Annotated in this window: 13 protein-coding genes and 1 pseudogene; 7 read left to right on the plus strand and 7 right to left on the minus strand. The window is 67.5% G+C overall.

The genetic code is table 11. From position 1 onward, the window contains the following. Positions 1-217 precede the first annotated feature (217 nt). Positions 218-1726, plus strand: a complete 1509-nt coding sequence (locus ACRDTL_RS11380; protein WP_431506813.1) for a class I adenylate-forming enzyme family protein — start codon at positions 218-220, stop codon at positions 1724-1726. After that, the gene (locus tag ACRDTL_RS11385; RefSeq protein WP_431506814.1) at positions 1723-2019 is read left to right on the plus strand and encodes a hypothetical protein; all 297 of its coding nucleotides are present in this window, start codon (positions 1723-1725) and stop codon (positions 2017-2019) included. Before ACRDTL_RS11380 ends, ACRDTL_RS11385 begins: the two co-directional genes overlap by 4 nt. Here ACRDTL_RS11385 and ACRDTL_RS11390 read toward each other — a convergent pair. Beyond that, positions 2016-2645 (minus strand): TetR/AcrR family transcriptional regulator, encoded by a 630-nt coding sequence (locus ACRDTL_RS11390; RefSeq protein WP_431506815.1) that lies wholly within the window; start codon positions 2643-2645, stop codon positions 2016-2018. The two genes, ACRDTL_RS11385 and ACRDTL_RS11390, sit on opposite strands and share 4 nt — an antisense overlap. A gap of 344 nt (positions 2646-2989) precedes the next feature. Between ACRDTL_RS11390 and ACRDTL_RS11395 the strand changes: the two genes are divergently transcribed. Then, on the plus strand, positions 2990-3796 hold the full coding sequence (locus ACRDTL_RS11395; protein WP_431506816.1) for a crotonase/enoyl-CoA hydratase family protein: 807 nt from the start codon (positions 2990-2992) through the stop codon (positions 3794-3796). A 78-nt stretch (positions 3797-3874) separates the two neighbouring features. Here the strand turns inward: ACRDTL_RS11395 and ACRDTL_RS11400 are convergent, their stop codons facing one another. Together ACRDTL_RS11400 and ACRDTL_RS11405 are read right to left on the minus strand one after the other, a co-directional pair. Further along, entirely contained in the window at positions 3875-5344 is a 1470-nt protein-coding gene (locus ACRDTL_RS11400) for an aldehyde dehydrogenase (protein ID WP_431506817.1), read from the minus strand. 46 nt (positions 5345-5390) lie between these two features. Then, on the minus strand, positions 5391-6155 hold the full coding sequence (locus tag ACRDTL_RS11405) for a class I SAM-dependent methyltransferase (RefSeq protein ID WP_431506818.1): 765 nt from the start codon (positions 6153-6155) through the stop codon (positions 5391-5393). An 87-nt stretch (positions 6156-6242) separates the two neighbouring features. Here ACRDTL_RS11405 and ACRDTL_RS11410 point away from each other — a divergent pair, with 87 nt between their 5' ends. From ACRDTL_RS11410 to ACRDTL_RS11420, 3 genes are all read left to right on the plus strand, one after another. After that, positions 6243-7433, plus strand: coding sequence for a glycosyltransferase family 4 protein (locus ACRDTL_RS11410; protein WP_431506824.1), 1191 nt, complete (start codon positions 6243-6245; stop codon positions 7431-7433). A gap of 61 nt (positions 7434-7494) precedes the next feature. Further along, positions 7495-8631, plus strand: coding sequence for a cupin domain-containing protein (locus ACRDTL_RS11415; RefSeq protein WP_431506819.1), 1137 nt, complete (start codon positions 7495-7497; stop codon positions 8629-8631). Between the two features lie 195 nt (positions 8632-8826). Beyond that, complete coding sequence (locus ACRDTL_RS11420; protein WP_431506820.1) at positions 8827-10290, plus strand: PPE family protein; 1464 nt, start codon at positions 8827-8829, stop codon at positions 10288-10290. Positions 10291-10300: 10 nt separating this feature from the next. On the opposite strand, the gene ACRDTL_RS11425 is transcribed toward ACRDTL_RS11420, so the two are convergent. Beyond that, complete coding sequence (locus tag ACRDTL_RS11425) at positions 10301-11998, minus strand: hypothetical protein (protein ID WP_431506825.1); 1698 nt, start codon at positions 11996-11998, stop codon at positions 10301-10303. A gap of 30 nt (positions 11999-12028) precedes the next feature. Further along, positions 12029-13297, minus strand: coding sequence for a DUF3068 domain-containing protein (locus ACRDTL_RS11430; protein ID WP_431506821.1), 1269 nt, complete (start codon positions 13295-13297; stop codon positions 12029-12031). A 171-nt stretch (positions 13298-13468) separates the two neighbouring features. On the opposite strand from ACRDTL_RS11430, the gene ACRDTL_RS11435 reads away from it, so the two are divergent. Beyond that, a complete protein-coding gene (locus tag ACRDTL_RS11435) occupies positions 13469-14647 on the plus strand; it encodes an acyltransferase family protein (protein WP_431506822.1) in 1179 nt (392 codons plus the stop codon). On the opposite strand, the gene ACRDTL_RS11440 is transcribed toward ACRDTL_RS11435, so the two are convergent. Then, entirely contained in the window at positions 14613-16073 is a 1461-nt protein-coding gene (locus ACRDTL_RS11440; protein WP_431506823.1) for an AMP-binding protein, read from the minus strand. The genes ACRDTL_RS11435 and ACRDTL_RS11440 overlap by 35 nt on opposite strands. Next, a pseudogene (locus ACRDTL_RS11445) lies at positions 16073-16597 on the minus strand (phosphotriesterase-related protein); the annotation flags it as partial. The gene ACRDTL_RS11440 and the pseudogene ACRDTL_RS11445, both read right to left, overlap by 1 nt.

Below are 16597 nucleotides of genomic sequence, written 5' to 3' on the forward strand. Positions count from 1 at the left end.
ACGAACTGTTTTCCGGCATACTCACTCATCAAGGGGCCTCCCAACCGTGTGATTTGGTTATGACACCCCCAGCATCCGCCGGGAACGTCACGAGGAGCGGAGGCCCCGCCCCTTCATCGCATCAACGGGCGGGTTGCATGATCTAAACTGCAGCCCTAACGCGGCATGACACTTCTGACGGGCCTTTGTAACGGCCCAGACCACAGAAAGTTCGAGGATGAGCATTTCGTTGCTTCTCGAGATGGCCGCGTCGAGCAAACCCGATCGAACCGCCGTCGTCTCGGGGGAGACGCGATTGACGGCGCAGCAGCTGAGCGACCTCGCCGACGGCGGCGCCGGCGTCATCGCGGCATCGAATGCCCGGCACGCCGCCTACGTCGGCACCGGCGGGGCGATGTTGCCGCTGCTGATCTTCGCCTCGGCGCGCGCCGGGGTGGCGTTCACCCCGATCAATTACCGGCTATCCGCTGAGGGCATCCAGACGCTGATCCGGCGGCTTCCCGAGCCGCTGGTGATCGCCGACAGCCGGTATCGCGAGACGCTCGGCACCGCCGGTATGCAGGTAATCGACTCCGACGAGTTCGTCGCGAAGGCCCGCGGCGCAGCGCATGCCGCGGCGTTTTCCGACCCCGACGCGACCGCGATCGTGCTGTTCACATCGGGCACCACGTCGCAGCCCAAGGCGGTGGAACTCTCGCACAACAACTTGACCAGTTACGTCACCGGCACAGTCGAATTCGAGTCCGCCGAGCCGACCGACGCTGCGCTGATCTGCGTGCCGCCCTACCACATCGCCGGGGTCAGCGCGGCGCTGTCGAACCTGTACGCCGGACGCAAGATGGTCTACCTGCCGAGCTTCGGCGCCGAGGAATGGGTGCGGCTGATCAACGCCGAGCACGTCACCACCGCGACGTTGGTGCCGACGATGCTCGACCGCATAGTGACGGTGCTCGAGCAGGGCGGCCATGAGCTGCCGTCACTGCGCAACCTGGCCTACGGCGGCTCGAAGGTGGGGTTGCCACTGGTGCGCCGGGCACTGGAGCTGCTGCCGAACGTGGGGTTCGTCAACGCCTACGGCCTGACCGAGACCAGTTCGACAATCGCCGTGCTCACCCCCGACGATCACCGCGAGGCGCAGGCAGCGACCGATCCTGCGATCGTCAGGCGGTTGGGATCGGTCGGCCAACCGGTTCCGGGCATCGAGGTACAGATTCGCGACGACAACGGCGCCGTGCTGCCGTCGGGGGAGACCGGCGAGCTCTTCGTCCGCGGCGACCAGGTCTCGGGTCGCTACACCGGGACCGGCTCGGTGCTCGACGCGGACGGGTGGTTTGCCACCCGGGACGTCGCCACCCTCGACGAGGGGGGATACCTGTTCCTCGGCGGGCGCACCGACGACACCATCATCCGCGGCGGTGAGAACATCGCCCCCGCCGAGTTGGAGGACGTGCTGATCGAACATGCCCATGTGCGCGACGTCGCTGTGGTCGGGGTCGATGATCCGCAGTGGGGTCAGGCTATCGTCGCCGTGGTGGTGCCGGCCCCCGGCGTCGACCCGGACCCCGAAGAGCTGCGCGAGCATGTCCGCAAGAGCTTGCGCGGGTCACGTACACCTGACCGGGTAGTGTTCCGCGACGAGCTGCCCACCAACGCGACCGGCAAGGTCCTTCGCCGCGAAATCGTCGAATCCCTGACAACTCTGAGGACTTTAGGATCGAAGTCATGATCAAGAACGGAACCCGTCTGACCAGCCAGGTGTGCGACACCCAGGTCATCGTCGTGCGCAGCGCCGACAGCCTCGACGATCTGCGCTGCGGCGGCGTGCCGATGGTGCCGCTGGGTGCCGAACGTTCCGGCGAACCGGATCCCGCGTTCGCCGACGGCAACGTGATGGGTAAGCGCTACGTGGACGAGACCGGCGCCGAGGTGCTGGTGACCAAGGCGGGCGCGGGAACGCTGGCCGTCGGTCAGACCGTACTGAGCCTGAAAGAGGCCAAGCCGCTGCCGGCCAGCGACTAGTCGTCGTGGTCGGGAAGTCCGTTACGGCGGACGAATTCCCTTGCCTTGATCAGGAATTCAAGTTGACTGTGGACGTCGTGCAGCGGGCCTGTGCTGCGAGTCGAGCGGCATAGTACGACGGCGCCTTCCAGCGCGGCGATCGACATCACCGCCAGCGACGCCGCATCCGAGTCGGGGAAGCCGTCGGCGGCAAATGTCCGCGTTAATGCCGAGCGCCAGCGATCGAAGATCTGCCCCGTCGCGGCGGTCAGCTGACGCTCTTCGTCGGCCGAGCCGATCGCGGCGGCCACCACGGGGCACCCGGCGTTGAAGTCGCTGTCGTTCAGCAGGCGTTCCCAGAACTCGACAAACTGCCGCAGCAGTACCGTGACGCCCTGGTCAGCAGCGTCATCGATAGTGGCGGTGATCGCGTCCCCTGCGAATCGCAACGCTTCGGTCAGAATCTGGTTGCGCCCCTCGGGGAAGTGGTAATACACCGAGCCGCGCGGTGCGCCGCTACGGGTGAGCACCTCATCGATGGTCACCCCGGCCGCGCCGCGCTCGCGCATCACCTCGGCGGCACTGACCAACATGTTGGTGCGGGTTCCGCCGCGCTTGGTGCGTGCAGCGCGGGTGACTATCGACACGAGTGCCTTCCCTTAGATCCCCTGGCTGGCCGACACTTAGGCGGCCTGCGACCGGCGAAGCTGCGGCATCCGCCAGTGCACGCTGCGCGGCCGCAGCGATGTGCGACGCAGCTCGGGAACCTAACGCGTGACCCGGTAGCCGGCGATGTTGAGCTCGACGATCCACATGGTCTTCTCCTGCCTCGCGTGCTGACCCAGCCCATGATTATGTAAGAAAGCATATATTGTGGTGTACCGCTAAGGCAAGCACCCGTGACAACTGTGGTATCGCGGCTATTCATCGTCCATTCCGGCCGTTTGTATGTAGCATTGCATATTCCCTGATTCTGCGGTTGACTCCACCCATGGAGACGACATCACTGCCGACCCTGGAGACCGTGTCCCTGCAGCGCGACGGCCACGTGCTGCTGATCGGGCTGAACCGGCCAGCGAAGCGTAATGCATTCAACCAGGCGATGTTGGCCGACCTGGCCCGCGCCTACGCGCTGCTGGAGTCCGACACCTCAGTGCGTGCCGGTGTGCTCTTCGCGCACGGCGACCACTTCACCGGTGGGCTCGACCTCGTCGACGTCGGGCCCAGCATCGCCGGCGGCCTGCAGGAGTATCCGCCGGCCGACGGACGCGACCCCTGGCGTCTGGACGCTTCCTGGACCACGCCGCTGGTCGCCGTCGTCCACGGCTGGTGCATGACGCTGGGCATCGAGTTGCTGTTGGCCGCCGACATCCGGATTGCGGCGGCCGGCACCCGGTTCGCGCAACTCGAAGTGCTGCGCGGGATCTATCCCTTCGGCGGTGCCACCATCCGACTGCCTCGTCTGACCGGCTGGGGTAACGCGATGCGCTGGCTGCTCACCGGCGACGAGTTCGACGCCGTGGAGGCACACCGCATCGGGCTGGTCCAAGAGGTGGCCGACGACGCCGCAACCGCACTGGCCCGCGCGCGCGAAATCGCGCACACTATCGCCGATCGCGCCGCGCCACTGGGCGTGCGGGCCACGCTGGCATCGGCGCACCTGGCCGCCGAACGAGGCGATGCGACTGCCGTGGAGCGACTGCGGCCGGAGGTCGCCGCGCTGTTCGGCACCGCCGACGCCGCCGAGGGGGTGCAGTCGTTCGTCGAACGCCGCCAGGCCCGGTTCGAGGGCCGTTAATCATGCCCGCCTGCGCCCGGCGTCACGCCAGTGTGACGCCGGGGCTCGAACGTCACGCCAGCGTGACGTTGGCGGACGCTAACTGTCAACGGTGTAGCCCATCGGCATCAGCACGCTCTTTTGCTGGGTGAAGTGCTCGACACCCTCGGGCCCGTTCTCCCGGCCGATGCCGGAGTTCTTGTAGCCGCCGAACGGACAGCAGGGATCGAACGCGTACCAGTTGATCGCGTACGTTCCGGTGCGAATCTTCTCCGAGACCTCGATACCGCGCGGCACATTAGTGGTCCACACGCTGCCGGCCAGCCCGTACACTGAATCATTGGCGATCTTGATCGCGTCGTCCTCGGTGTCATAGGGAATGATGGAAAGCACCGGCCCGAAGATCTCCTCCTGCGCGATCGTCATGTTGTTGTCGACGTCGGCGAACACCGTGGGTTGCACGAAGAAGCCGTTGTCCAGACCTTCAGGGCGGCCACCGCCGCAGACCAGCCGGGCGCCCTCCTCGATGCCCTTGGCGATGTAGCCCTCGACCCGGGCGCGCTGCTTCTCCGAGATCAGTGACCCGATCTGGGCGGCCGGATCCGACGGCGGCCCCACCGGCAGTGCTTGCACGAAAGTGCTCACCGTGTCCACGATTTCGTCGTAACGCGAGCGGGGCGCCAGGATGCGGGTCTGGGCCACACAGGCTTGCCCGGTGTTCATGATCCCGGAGAACACCAACATCGGGACGGCGGCGGCCAGGTCGACATCCTCGAGGACGATAGCCGCCGATTTGCCACCGAGCTCCAGGGTGCACGGCTTAAGCAGGTCCGCGGCGCGCCGACCGATCTCCTTGCCCACGCCCGAGCTGCCGGTGAAGGTGAAGATGTCGACGTCGGTGTTGGAGGTCAGCGCCTGTCCGGTTTCAATCCCGCCGGGAACCACCGACAGCACACCCTCGGGCAGGCCGGCCTCGGCGAATACCTCTGCCAAAGCGATTGCACTCAGCGGTGTTTCGGCCGCCGGCTTGAGCACGACCGTGCAGCCCGCCAGCAGCGCGGGGCCCAGCTTGTTGACCGCCAGGAACAGCGGCACATTCCACGCCACGATGGCGCCCACCACGCCGACCGGCTCGCGACGGACGATGCTCTGCCCGTATCCGCCGGTGCGGGTCTCCTGCCAGTTGACCTGGTCGACTGCGGGGCCGGCGAAGAAGCTCAGTGCCCCGATTGAACTCATCCACTGCATCGTTTCGACGGTGGTCGGCGGCTGGCCGGTCTCGTCGGCGAGCAGCTTGGTGAACAGATCCTTGCGCTGTTCCATCAACTTGAGTGCTCCGGCGATGACCCCCGCGCGCTCATTCGGCGGCGTCGTCGGCCAGGGGCCATCGTCGAAGGCCTTACGCGCGGCCGCGACGGCAGCGTCGACATCGGCTGCCGCCGCGAGCGGCACCTTGCCGACGTATTCACCGGTGGCCGGACAGTGCACCTCGATGACCTCGGAGGTGGACGGTTCGGTCCACTTGCCGCCGATGAACAACTTGTCGTAGTCGGTCTTGATGTCGGTCATGGCGCCACCCTACCCAGCGGCGGGCAAAACGAGAACATGTTCATTCTCACGGCTGCAGCACCAGCACCAGATTGCTCACCAGGAACTCACGCAGCAGCGGCACCGATGTCATCCACCACGCCCATCGTGGGTGGTAGCGCGGGAATGCGGCGACCAGCGCACCGGTGCTCGCCGCCCAGGCCAACCCGTCGGCCGCCGAGACCGCGAACAACGACGACCCATAGTTGTTCTTGGCCGGATGACCGTGTTTGCGAACATAGTGCGCGGCGGCGCGTTCGCCGCCCAGATAGTGGGTCAGACCCATCTCGTGTCCGCCGAACGGGCCCAGCCACACCGTGAAGGACAACACCGCCAGCCCACCCCGCCGGGTTACCCGTAGCATCTCGCCGCCCAGTTGCCACGGCCGCCGAACGTGCTCGGCGACGTTGGACGATAAGCAGATGTCCACCGAGTCGTCGGCGAATGGCAGCGCCATCCCCGATGCGCGTACGAAGAAGCCCGGTGCGTCGGCGCGCGTCGGTCCGGCGGCGTGCATCTCGGCCGGATCCGGTTCGACCCCGACGTAGCGGATACCGGCAGCAGCGAATGCCGTCGCGAAATATCCCGGTCCGCCGCCGACGTCGAGCAGCGTGCGGCCAACCGGTGATCCGCCATGGCTGGCTCGCCACAGGTCGGCGACCATCGCGGCGGTGTCGGCGGCCAGCGCGCCGCAGAACCGAGCCGGCTGCGACTGCTCGTAGCGGAACTGAAACAGCAGCCGCAGCGAGCGGGACAATGTCGCCCGCCGGGCGAACAGATCGGTGGCGGCCATCGACCTCACCCTACGATTTTGGGGTGGCGACCCGCTGCGCCCGGCTCCGCCGCGCTGGCGATCGCCACCCGGTTAGTCTGGACGGCGATGTCTGCCGCGCAACGTGAGGCCACGGGCCACCCACCTCGGAACCTTCGCGCGGTTCTGCTGCTGTGTTGGCGGGATACCGGCCACCCCCAAGGAGGCGGCAGCGAAACCTATCTGCAACGCATCGGTGCGCAACTGGCCGCATCCGGTATCGCCGTCACGCTGCGCACCGCCCGTTATCCCGGCGCGCCGCGGCGCGAGGTGATCGACGGGATGCGGATCAGCCGCGCCGGCGGCCGGTATTCGGTTTACGTCTGGGCGTCGCTGGCCATGGCCGCGGCCCGGTTGGGGGTCGGCCCGCTGCGGCAGGCGCGGCCGGATGTGGTGATCGATACCCAAAACGGCTTGCCATTTCTGGCCCGGCTGCTGTACGGGCGCAGGGTCGCAGTGCTGGTGCACCATTGCCACCGCGAGCAGTGGCCGGTGGCAGGTCCGGTGATCGCCCGGCTCGGCTGGTTTGTCGAGTCGCAGCTGTCGCCCCGGCTGCACCGACGCAACCAGTACGTGACGGTCTCACTGCCGTCGGCCCGCGACCTGGTCGCGTTGGGGGTCGCGGACGAGCGAATCGCGGTGGTGCGCAACGGTCTCGATGAGGCACCGATGTCGTCGCTGCGCGGCCCGCGGGCCGCCGGCCCACGGGTGGTGGTGCTGTCCCGGCTGGTACCGCACAAACAGATCGAGGACGCGCTGGACGCCGTGGCGGTGCTGCGACCACGGATACCCGGGCTGCATCTCGACGTCGTCGGCGGCGGGTGGTGGCATCGGCGTCTGGTCGATCACGCGGCACGGCTGGGCATCTCCGACGTTGTCACATTCCACGGCCACGTCGATGACGTCACCAAACACCATGTGGTGCAACAGTCCTGGGTACATGTACTGCCGTCGCGAAAGGAAGGCTGGGGCCTGGCGGTTATCGAGGCGGCCCAGCACGCGGTTCCCACCATCGGTTACCGGTCGTCGGGTGGGCTGACCGACTCGATCATCGACGGGGTGACGGGTGTCTTGGTCGACGACCGCGCCGGATTGGTGAACCGGCTTCAGCAACTGCTTGCTGATCCGGTGCTGCGCGATCAACTCGGCGGCAAGGCGCAAGCCCGTAGTGCCGAATTCTCCTGGCGGCAAAGCGCCGACGCGATGCGCAGCGTGTTGGAGTCGGTGCTAACCGGCGACCGCGTCACCGGCGTGGTTTAGCACAACCGAGGGAGGGCTTACGGTCGAGTTCTCGCTAGCCTGGCTGCTTCAACCTCTCACGGTGGAGACTTTTCTTGACGAAATTTGGGGGGCGACGCACTACCACGTCAAGCGACGCTGCGCGGGCTATTTCGATAGCCTCCTGCCCGGGCCGTCGGCGGTTGAGGGACTGTTGGAGCATGTTCAGCCAGAGCCATCGGCGGTGCGCCTGATAAGGGGCGGCGAGGACAAGGACCACGACGCCTACCGGCTCGCTGATGGCAGTCTCGATATTGCTCGCGTCCGCGATGGCTTCGCCGATGGCTACACGATCATCCTGAATGGTCTTGAGCGCTACGTGCGCACGATTGCCTCGTTGTCTCATTCCATCGAGGTTGAGCTGAACTTCCCGACACGGGTCAACGCCTACGTCACGCCGCCCGAATCAACAGGCTTCGTCCCCCACTACGATCCCCACGACGTGCTGGTCCTTCAAATCCAGGGATCCAAGACGTGGCATTTGTCCAACGACCCGGCTGTGCCGCCACACGAGATAGAGCGCCGGGAAGGAGTTGGCACGGACGGACTCTCGTCGTTGACCGCCGTGCATCTGGAGGCCGGCGACGTGCTGTACCTGCCACGCGGCCAAGTTCATGCCGCGGAGACACACTTGGAGCCGTCCGTCCATTTGACCGTCGGAATCCACGCACCCACCGTGCTTACGCTCGTCACCCACGTGCTCCATTCACTGAGTTTGCGCGACGACCGTGTCCACGCCCGGTTGTCGCCGCGGCATTTGGATGATGCCGCTATACGCGCAAGCCTGGGAGACCTCCTGCGCGACACAATCAGAAGCGTCGAGGACCCGAGTGTCCTCGCGGACGGTCTCGGCACGATGGAGGAGGTCCTGGTCCGGCGGGGCCGATGCCCACCAGTCGCCTCGGCCTCGAACGCCGTCGGGATCGACGGACAAACACGGGTGATGAAGTATCAGCCGCTCTATTCGCGGGTGGTGACCGTTGCGGGCGGCGTCGCCCTGCAGTTTGCCCAACTGTCGATCACCGTGGCTCCCGACCACGAGGCGGCGATGGTCTTCGTCTCCAACAACACCGACTCGTTTCGGGTTCGCGACCTGCCCGGGCTGACCGCGGCCCAGCAGATGGACCTTGCCCGAACACTGATCGTGAGTGGATTCCTGGTCCGGCTGCCCGAGGACTGATGCCCCGAACGCCGCGGCGGCATCTTCGCTCTAGCGGAGATATCCCAGGGTTTGACTTCGAATATGCGGCGTGCCGAGCTGTGTCAAGTCGATATTGCGGAATTTCCAGTTACGAGGAAAAATCAATGCAGTGGCTGTCATGACATTGCGCGTCGTTCTGGAACGCCTGGCCTCTCTCGGTGTGGGTGGCTGATAGTGACGGCGCCGATCTGGATGGCCTCGCCGCCGGAGGTGTGGTCGGCGTTGTTGGGCAGCGGTCCGGGACCCGGATCGTTGCTGGCAGCGGGAGCGGCGTGGCAGGAGTTGGCCGCCGAATACGCCTCAGCGGCTGAGCAACTCAGCGCGTTGTTGGCGGCCGTGCAGGCCGGGACGTGGCAGGGCCCCAGCGCGGAGGCGTATGTGGCCGCGCATGTGCCGTATCTGGCGTGGCTTTTGCAGAACAGCGGCACCAGCACGGCAGCGGCCCTCGAAGCAGATACCGTGGCCGCGGCCTACACCGCCGCATTGTCGGTCATGCCTACCCTGGAAGAGCTGGGAGCCAACCGCGCCACTTTGGCGACATTGATGGCGACGAATTTCTTCGGGGTCAACACGATTCCGATCGAGCTCACCGAGATGGACTATTTGCGGATGTGGCTCCAGGCGGCCACCACGATGGCGATGTATGAAGCGGTGTCCGAGACCGCACTCACGTGGACGCCGCCAACCGCGCCGCCGCCACCGATCCAGAAAGCCAATACCGCAAGCCATGACGCAGGCCCGGGCCCAGACTCGCTGAGCTGGTGGGTAACTCGAGTGGAGGAAGTCTCCCAGGCGATTCAGGGAGACACGGCTCAGTTTCCATCCAACCCGTCCGGAGCGATAACGCAGCTGCTGAGTGATCCGGTACTTATCACCGAGGTTCCGCACTGGGCGGGCGAAGCTCTTACCACGTTCATCCCGCAGGTGTCGCAATTGACGCAGCTGTCGTTCGGCCTAGTCGTTCCCTTCCTCCCCATCGTGTCTGCGGGTGGCTTGGCGGGGCTGGCCGGGCTGGGCAACCTGTCTCAATCCGTCGCCTCGATGCCCGCCCCCGGGGTGGTAGCCGCGCCGGCTCCGTCCACCACCGGGCCGGTTGCCGGGATGGCGTCGACTCCCGCCGCGCCCACCGCGGCGCCGGCGACGGCTCCGGCGCCCACGACCGCGCCCGCGGCGAGCACTGTCGCCAGTACCGCGCCGCCGTCGATACCGCCCGCGGGCGCAGAGGGCTTTGCCTACCCCTACGTGGTCGGCCCTCCCGGCGCGGGGCTGGGCGGCGGGATGCGCACCAGCGCCGTCGCGCAGCGAAAGGCGCCCGAGCCCGATATCGCCGCTGCCGCGGCCGTCGCGGCCACGCGGGAAGAGGTGCGTCGACAGCGGGCGCGGCGGGCGGGGCTGATCGACCGCGGGTACCGCCACGAATACCCGGACCTGGATGCGGACGCAGACCCCGACGCCTCGGTGGCGGCCTCGGATCAGGGCGCCGGAACCCTGGGATTCGCCGGCACTGCAGACAAGGCCGGTGCCGGACAAGCAGCGGGGTTGACCACGCTGGCCGGCGACTCGTTGGGCAGCGGCCCGACCATGCCGATGATGCCGAGCAGCTGGGACCTCGACACCGACGAACCCGACACCCCCTGACCGGGGGGTGTCATCGCCGTCGTTGGCGCCAGCCGGCAACCGCCAGGCCGACGGCGCCGCCGAACAACATCGCCAGCCATACCACGTGCGCGAGCAGTACGGTCAGGCGCCGACCGGCGGACGCGCCGGTGCTCTCGCCGCCGACTCGATACAGCCCAAGGTCGGACCCGCGGTAAACCATCGGCAGTTGCTCGAACGTCCTTGCGGCTGCGCCTATCTCGCCGGGGGTGCCCAGTTCGACGACAAGCCATCGGAGCCCGCAGCGCGCCAGCGCGTCGCGATCGGCGCCCGCCAACAGCAACCGTTGTGTCACGCGGGCCCGGTTGCCCTCACCGGGCACCGTCACCCCGGAGATGGTCAGGTCGCCGGTGGTCAGCACATCGGCCCGCACCCAGCGTTGCAGCGGATCGAGGACTGGCGCCGGGCCCGACCAAGTGAAGTTGCGCATGGTGCCGGCCGGCAACACCGTCACCGCGCCGGGGTCGTCGTTGATCGCTGCCGCGACGATCGGCCAGTCACCGGGGTAGCGCACCGGCTGCACCTTGCCCCACACCCCCCAAACCAGGTCGGGCAGGGTCACCAGCAGCGCGGCACAGCAGATCACCGCGGTCGCCGCCGGATGCAGCCAACGCCGCGCCGTCAGCACCGCGGCGGCACCCGCCAGCGAATAACCGGGCATCGCCAGCGCAACCCACTTCTGTCCGTCGCGCAGCAAGCCCAGGCCGGGTACCGCGTCAACCACCGCGTGCAGCATGGCCAGTCCCGGCCCGGTGGCCAGCGCCGCAACTACCAGCACGGACACCGCCGCCAATACCAGCAGCGGCACCGCCGCCCGACGTCGCAGCACAGTGGGTAATCCGATCGCCACTACACCGAGCAGCACCGCGGCCGCGAGCACCGCGAAAAGCGTGGTGCGCGTGGTAGGTACGGCTGCCCCGTTCCAAATCCCACCAAGGCTGGCCAGGCTGCCCAGGGTGCCCAGGCCGGGCTCGGCCCGGGCGGCGAACGCGGCCAGGGCGGGTGCCTGCGCCCAGGACCGCGGCACGGCGGACGAAGTCAAGGCCGAGGCCGTCAACCAGGGCAGCGCCGCCACCACCGCGCCGCCCAGCGTCGCGGTGGCACACAGCCAGCGCGGCCGCCCGGCGCCCGGCGCCGCCACGCACACCAACCCCACCGTCGCCGCCAGCATCAGCCCCGTCGGCGTCAGCCCGGCCAATGCCATCCACCACGCCAGGCCGAAATAGCCCGGCCACGCCGGTCGGTTCGCCGATCGCAGCGCCAGCATCGTCGTCGCCACCCAGGGCAGGCAACCGTAGCCGACCAGCAGGCTCCAATGGCCCTGCAGCAACCGCTCGGCGACGTAGGGATTCCAGATCGCCAGGGTGATCGCGACGAACTGGCCGCTCGCACCCGCCTCCGAAAGCACCGCCGCGGCCAGGCGGGCCGCACCCCATCCCGCCAGCCACAGCCCCGCGAGCAGCAGCACCTTCACCACGACGCCGCCATCGATGCCTCGTGACGCCAGCGCCACCGCGAAATCCTGAGGCGTGGCCCGCGGCGCCGAGTCGGACAAACCGAGCGCGGTATCCGACAGATAGGACCGCGGGGTCGACACCGCATCGCGCAGCAGCAGATATCCCGGGCCGAGCAGCGGCGCCACCACCAGCAGCGTCAATACCAGTGCGTACCCGGGAGCCGACCACCGCAGAACCCGGTGGCAGCTCCCGGTCACGCGCGGTCAGGACTGGTCGGATGGACCCGAGTCGGGCGGCCTGCCAGAATTCGGCGGACCCGAGTCGGGCGGCGGACCGGTTTGGCGATGCAGATCCTTGGGCGGCGTGGGCAGCTTCTCGGTCTCGGCTTCGGCGCCGGGCACCGGTTCGGCAGGCGGCCTGCCGCGTGCGAAGAAGCCGTGGTCGGCGGTGTCCAGGTCGGGGTCCAGCAACGCTGCCTCGGTCCGCAGGCTGAACGAGCCGAGCAGCGCGCCGCCAACCAGCGCGATCAAGCCTGCGGCGGTGAACGTGATCGGCAGTACCCGCGACCACAACGCCAGTCGGTCCCGCTCGTTGCGGGCAGCGTTGACCTGCGACTCGATGGTCTCCTCGTTGGAGGTGACCTTGTAGTCGGCCACCGGCACCTCCGGCTTCAGCGGGTCACGGGCGAAGTAGTGGTTGGCGTGGTCTTCTTCCTTGACGATCGTGCCGGACTCCGGGTCCACCCAAAAGGTTCGCTGCGCCGCGTAGTAGCGAGTCATGGTGATCCTCTCGCCGGGGTCGTCGCCGGGCACCCCCCACATCGCCGCCGTCGCGGTCGCCTTGCTGTCGTCGCTGCTGGCGTACAGCGACGGGTACGCCAGCGGGTCGGCCAGTTTGCCGTCGGCGTCGTATCCGACATTTTGGGTGAACTTGTAGGTGGTCAAGCCGTTGACGTCCTCTTCGCCGATGTAGTTGGCGTCGAACGCCCTTTGGGCGACCGGGTCGAAAAACGGATACGTTTCCTTCTCGGTGTGGAACGGGAACCGGTAGGACAGCCCGTCATGCGGCAGCGCAATGTTGGTGGGTGGGCTCTCGTCGTTGATGGTGCGCGGCTTCTGGACGGCACCGCCCGGATGGGTCTCGTCGGAGACGGCCATCGCCGTTTTGCGGTTGAGCGTGACCGTGTCGACGAGCGCCAGCAGCAGGCCGGTGTCCTTCTGCTTGTCGGTGCGCCGAACCGAGGTGCCGACCTGCAGGGTGACCACGTCTGCGTTGGCCGGGGTCTCGACGCTGATCTGCTGCTGCGACGCCAGCGGGACGTTCTTGTCGACGACGAAGTGTTCCCCGGAAAGCGACCCCGGGTCCAGCGCGGTCCCACTGCCGTCACTGATCAGCGTGGTATCCAGGTCGAGCGGAATCTTGGTGATCCGGCTGGAGGTGTACGTCCATAACAGCAGCGCGGCGATCAGCAGGGCAGCTCCGAGACCCATCATTCCGCATGCGGCGATCCGCAACACGACAGCTCGGTTCACTGTTGCCGTGACCTCCTTCTTGTCTCAACCAATCCGGGGGACCGGGAGCAGCCAAGCAAAACTTGTTCGACCCTAACAGCAAAATGTAAGGGCTCGGCTCATGTGCGTCCGGCGGGAAAAATCCGGTGTACCCGATTCATTCAGCGACGCACCCCAGGCAGACTGTCTCCCATGACCGACCCAGCGCAGGTGGGTGGCACCCGCGGTTTCCTGCCCGCCGTCGAGGGCATGCGGGCCTGTGCGGCCATCGGTGTGGTCGTGACCCACGTCGCGTTCCAGACCGGACATTCCAGCGGGGTCGACGGTCGGCTGTTCGGCCGCTTCGACCTGGCGGTTGCGGTGTTCTTCGCGTTGTCGGGCTACCTGCTGTGGCGCGGGCACGCCGCGGCGGCGCGCGGGCTGGGAGCCCGCCCGTCAACCGGCCACTACCTGCGATCGCGGGTGGTGCGCATCATGCCGGCCTACGTGGTGGCGGTCGTGGTGATCCTGTCGCTGCTGCCCGACGCCGACCACGCGAGTCCGACCGTGTGGCTGGCCAACCTCTCGCTCACCCAGGTGTATGTGCCGCTGACGCTGACCGCCGGTCTGACGCAAATGTGGAGCCTGTCCGTGGAGGTCACCTTCTACCTGGCGCTGCCGATCCTCGCGCTGCTGGCCGGGTGGATACCGGTGCGGGCCCGGGTGCCGGTGATCGCCGGCCTCGGGATCGCCAGCTGGTTTTGGGGGTGGATTCCGTTCGCGGAGTCGCCCGGGCTCAACCCGATGAACTGGCCGCCGGCGTTCTTCTCCTGGTTCGCCGCGGGGATGCTGCTGGCGGAGTGGGCGTACCGCCCGCTCGGGCTGCCACATCGGCTGGCGCGACACCGGGTGCTGATGGCGATCGTCGCCGTGACGGCGTATCTGGTGGCGGCCTGCCCGCTGGCCGGACCCGCGGGGCTCGTTCCGAGCACCGCGGCGCAGTTCGCGGTAAAGACCACGATGGGGGGGCTGGTGGGATTCGCGCTGGTGGCACCGCTGGTGCTGGACCGGCCCGACACGCCGCACCGGCTCTTGGGTAGTGCGCCGATGGTGACGCTCGGTCGATGGTCCTACGGCATTTTCATCTGGCATCTGGCCGCCTTGACCATGGTCTTCCCGGTGATCGGGGTGTTCTCGTTCAAGGGCCACATGCCAGAGGTGCTGGGGCTGACGCTGATCTTCGGCGTCGCGATCGCGGCCGTGAGTTACGCGCTGGTCGAGTCGCCGTGCCGGGAAGCGTTGCGGCGCTGGGAGAAACGCAATCACCAGCAGCCGGCGGCTGTACTCGACAGCGCGGTCAGCCGGCGTCAAGAAGACGCAGTCGCGCCATGACCTGGTCGCGCACCGCCGAGCGGCGCGCCTTGCCGGCGTCGTCGCGCAGTGGGGTGTCGACGAACTCGACGGTGCGCGGCACCTTGTAGGCGGCAATGCGGTCGTGCAGAAACGACTGCACCGTCTGCTCATCCAATGCCGAGCCGGCCTGAACCAGGGCGTACGGCACCTGTCCCAGATCCTCGTGCGGGACACCGACGACCAGACACGACAGCACGTCGGGGTGTGCCGACAGCGCGTTTTCGATCTCGGCGGGGTAGACGTTGCGACCGCCGACGGTGAACATGTCGACGCGGCGATCGGACAGATAGAGGAATCCGTCCTCGTCGAAGTAACCCAGGTCGCCCAGTGAGTCCCAGCCGTCGCGGGACTTCGCGGTGACACCGACGTAGCGGTAGGTCGGTGGGGTACCGGGGCTGGGCCGCATGTAGATCTCGCCGACGACGTCGGGCGGGCAAGGATTTCCGTCGTCGTCGAGAACCTTCATCTCGCCGGCCACCACGATGCCGACCGAACCCCGGTGGGTCAGCCATTGGTCGCCGGAGATGAACGTCAGCGCCTGCAGTTCGGTGCCGCCGTAGAGCTCCCAGACCACGTCGGGGCCCAGCAGGTCGATCCAGGCCTGCTTGACCGCGGGCGGGCACGGCGCGCCGACATGCCAGAGCCGGCGAATCGACGACAGATCGTAGGCATCCGGGTTAGCGCGGTAGACCGGCAGCAGCCGCTGCATGATCGTGGGCACCGTTGCGAGGAACGTGACGCGGTACTCGGTGACCAACCGCAGGAACTCATGCGCGTCGAAGCGAGGCATCAACACCAGATGGTGGCCCATCAGCAGGGCCAGCACCGCCGTGGTGAAGCCGGTGTTGTGGCTCAGCGGCACCGACATCAGGTTGACGTCGCCCTCGCACGCGCCCATCACAGCGCCGGCGATGGCGGGCACTCGGCTGTCGCCGCCGGCTTCGATGAGCTTGGGGCGTCCGGTACTGCCGCCGGAAGCCATCGATTTCAAGCATGGCGATACCGCCTCGGGTAATGCGGCATCGGTCGTGTCCGGTATGAAGTCGCCTGGCACACTGGGTATTCCAGGGTGCTCGCGCCCCACTAGCAGCTTTCGGGGCCGCAGCTCCAGCAGTCCCTCGAACTCCGGGGCGGGCAACCGCGGGGACAGCGGTTGCGGCACCGCGCCCAGCTTCCAGCAGGCCACCGCGGCCTGGATCCACTCGATCGAGTTCGGCAGCACGATCGTCACGTAGTCGCCTACGCCGACGCCACGGTCGGCATACGCGCGGGCCAGCCGGTTGGTCGAGGCGTCGAGTTCGGCGCGGGTGATGGTGCGCCCGTCGCAGCTGACCGCCGGTTCGTCGGGAGCGAGTGCGGCCAGCTGTGAGATCTGCGTGCCGATCGGCGCGACCGGCTCGGTCATTAGTACCCGCCCTGTCGTTCGAAGATGCGGCGCGGGTTGTCGACGAGCATGGTGTGCAGCTGCTCGTTGGTGACGCCGCGCTCCTTCAACGCCGGGATCACGTCGTTGTGGATATGCAGGTAGTGCCAATTCGGGGCGGCCACCGGCAGCAGCTCTTCGGGCAGCGCGTCGAAGTAGCAGTTGGCGTCGTGGGAGAGCACCATCTTGTCGGCGTGCCCGCGCTCGCACATCGTCGCCACGATTTGCACCCGTTCCTCGAACGGCAGGATCACGTCGATGCCGAACCGGTCCATCCCCAGGTAGGAGCCGGCGGCGATGAGCTCTTCGAGATAGCCGATGTCGGTGGAGTCGCCGGAATGCCCGATCACCACGCGGGAGAGGTCGACACCTTCTTCTTCGAAGATGCGTTGCTGCTCCAGGCCGCGCCGCAGCCCGGCGTGGGTGTGCGTGGAGATCGGCACCCCGGTGCGCTTGTGCGCCTGCGCGACCGCGCGCAGGACCCGCTCGACTCCCGGCGTGATGCC

The sequence above is a fragment of the Mycobacterium sp. genome, from assembly GCF_050700595.1.
Classification (GTDB): Bacteria; Actinomycetota; Actinomycetes; order Mycobacteriales; family Mycobacteriaceae; genus Mycobacterium.

Bases quoted from the DNA above. Each gene is read 5' to 3' on its own strand.
- ACRDTL_RS11400 (WP_431506817.1), bottom strand. From the start codon at position 5,344: ATGACCGACATCAAGACCGACTACGACAAGTTGTTCATCGGCGGCAAG.
- ACRDTL_RS11410 (WP_431506824.1), top strand. From the start codon at position 6,243: ATGTCTGCCGCGCAACGTGAGGCCACGGGCCACCCACCTCGGAACCTT.
- ACRDTL_RS11395 (WP_431506816.1), top strand. From the start codon at position 2,990: ATGGAGACGACATCACTGCCGACCCTGGAGACCGTGTCCCTGCAGCGC.
- ACRDTL_RS11435 (WP_431506822.1), top strand. From the start codon at position 13,469: ATGACCGACCCAGCGCAGGTGGGTGGCACCCGCGGTTTCCTGCCCGCC.
- ACRDTL_RS11405 (WP_431506818.1), bottom strand. From the start codon at position 6,155: ATGGCCGCCACCGATCTGTTCGCCCGGCGGGCGACATTGTCCCGCTCG.
- ACRDTL_RS11440 (WP_431506823.1), bottom strand. From the start codon at position 16,073: ATGACCGAGCCGGTCGCGCCGATCGGCACGCAGATCTCACAGCTGGCC.
- ACRDTL_RS11380 (WP_431506813.1), top strand. From the start codon at position 218: ATGAGCATTTCGTTGCTTCTCGAGATGGCCGCGTCGAGCAAACCCGAT.
- ACRDTL_RS11385 (WP_431506814.1), top strand. From the start codon at position 1,723: ATGATCAAGAACGGAACCCGTCTGACCAGCCAGGTGTGCGACACCCAG.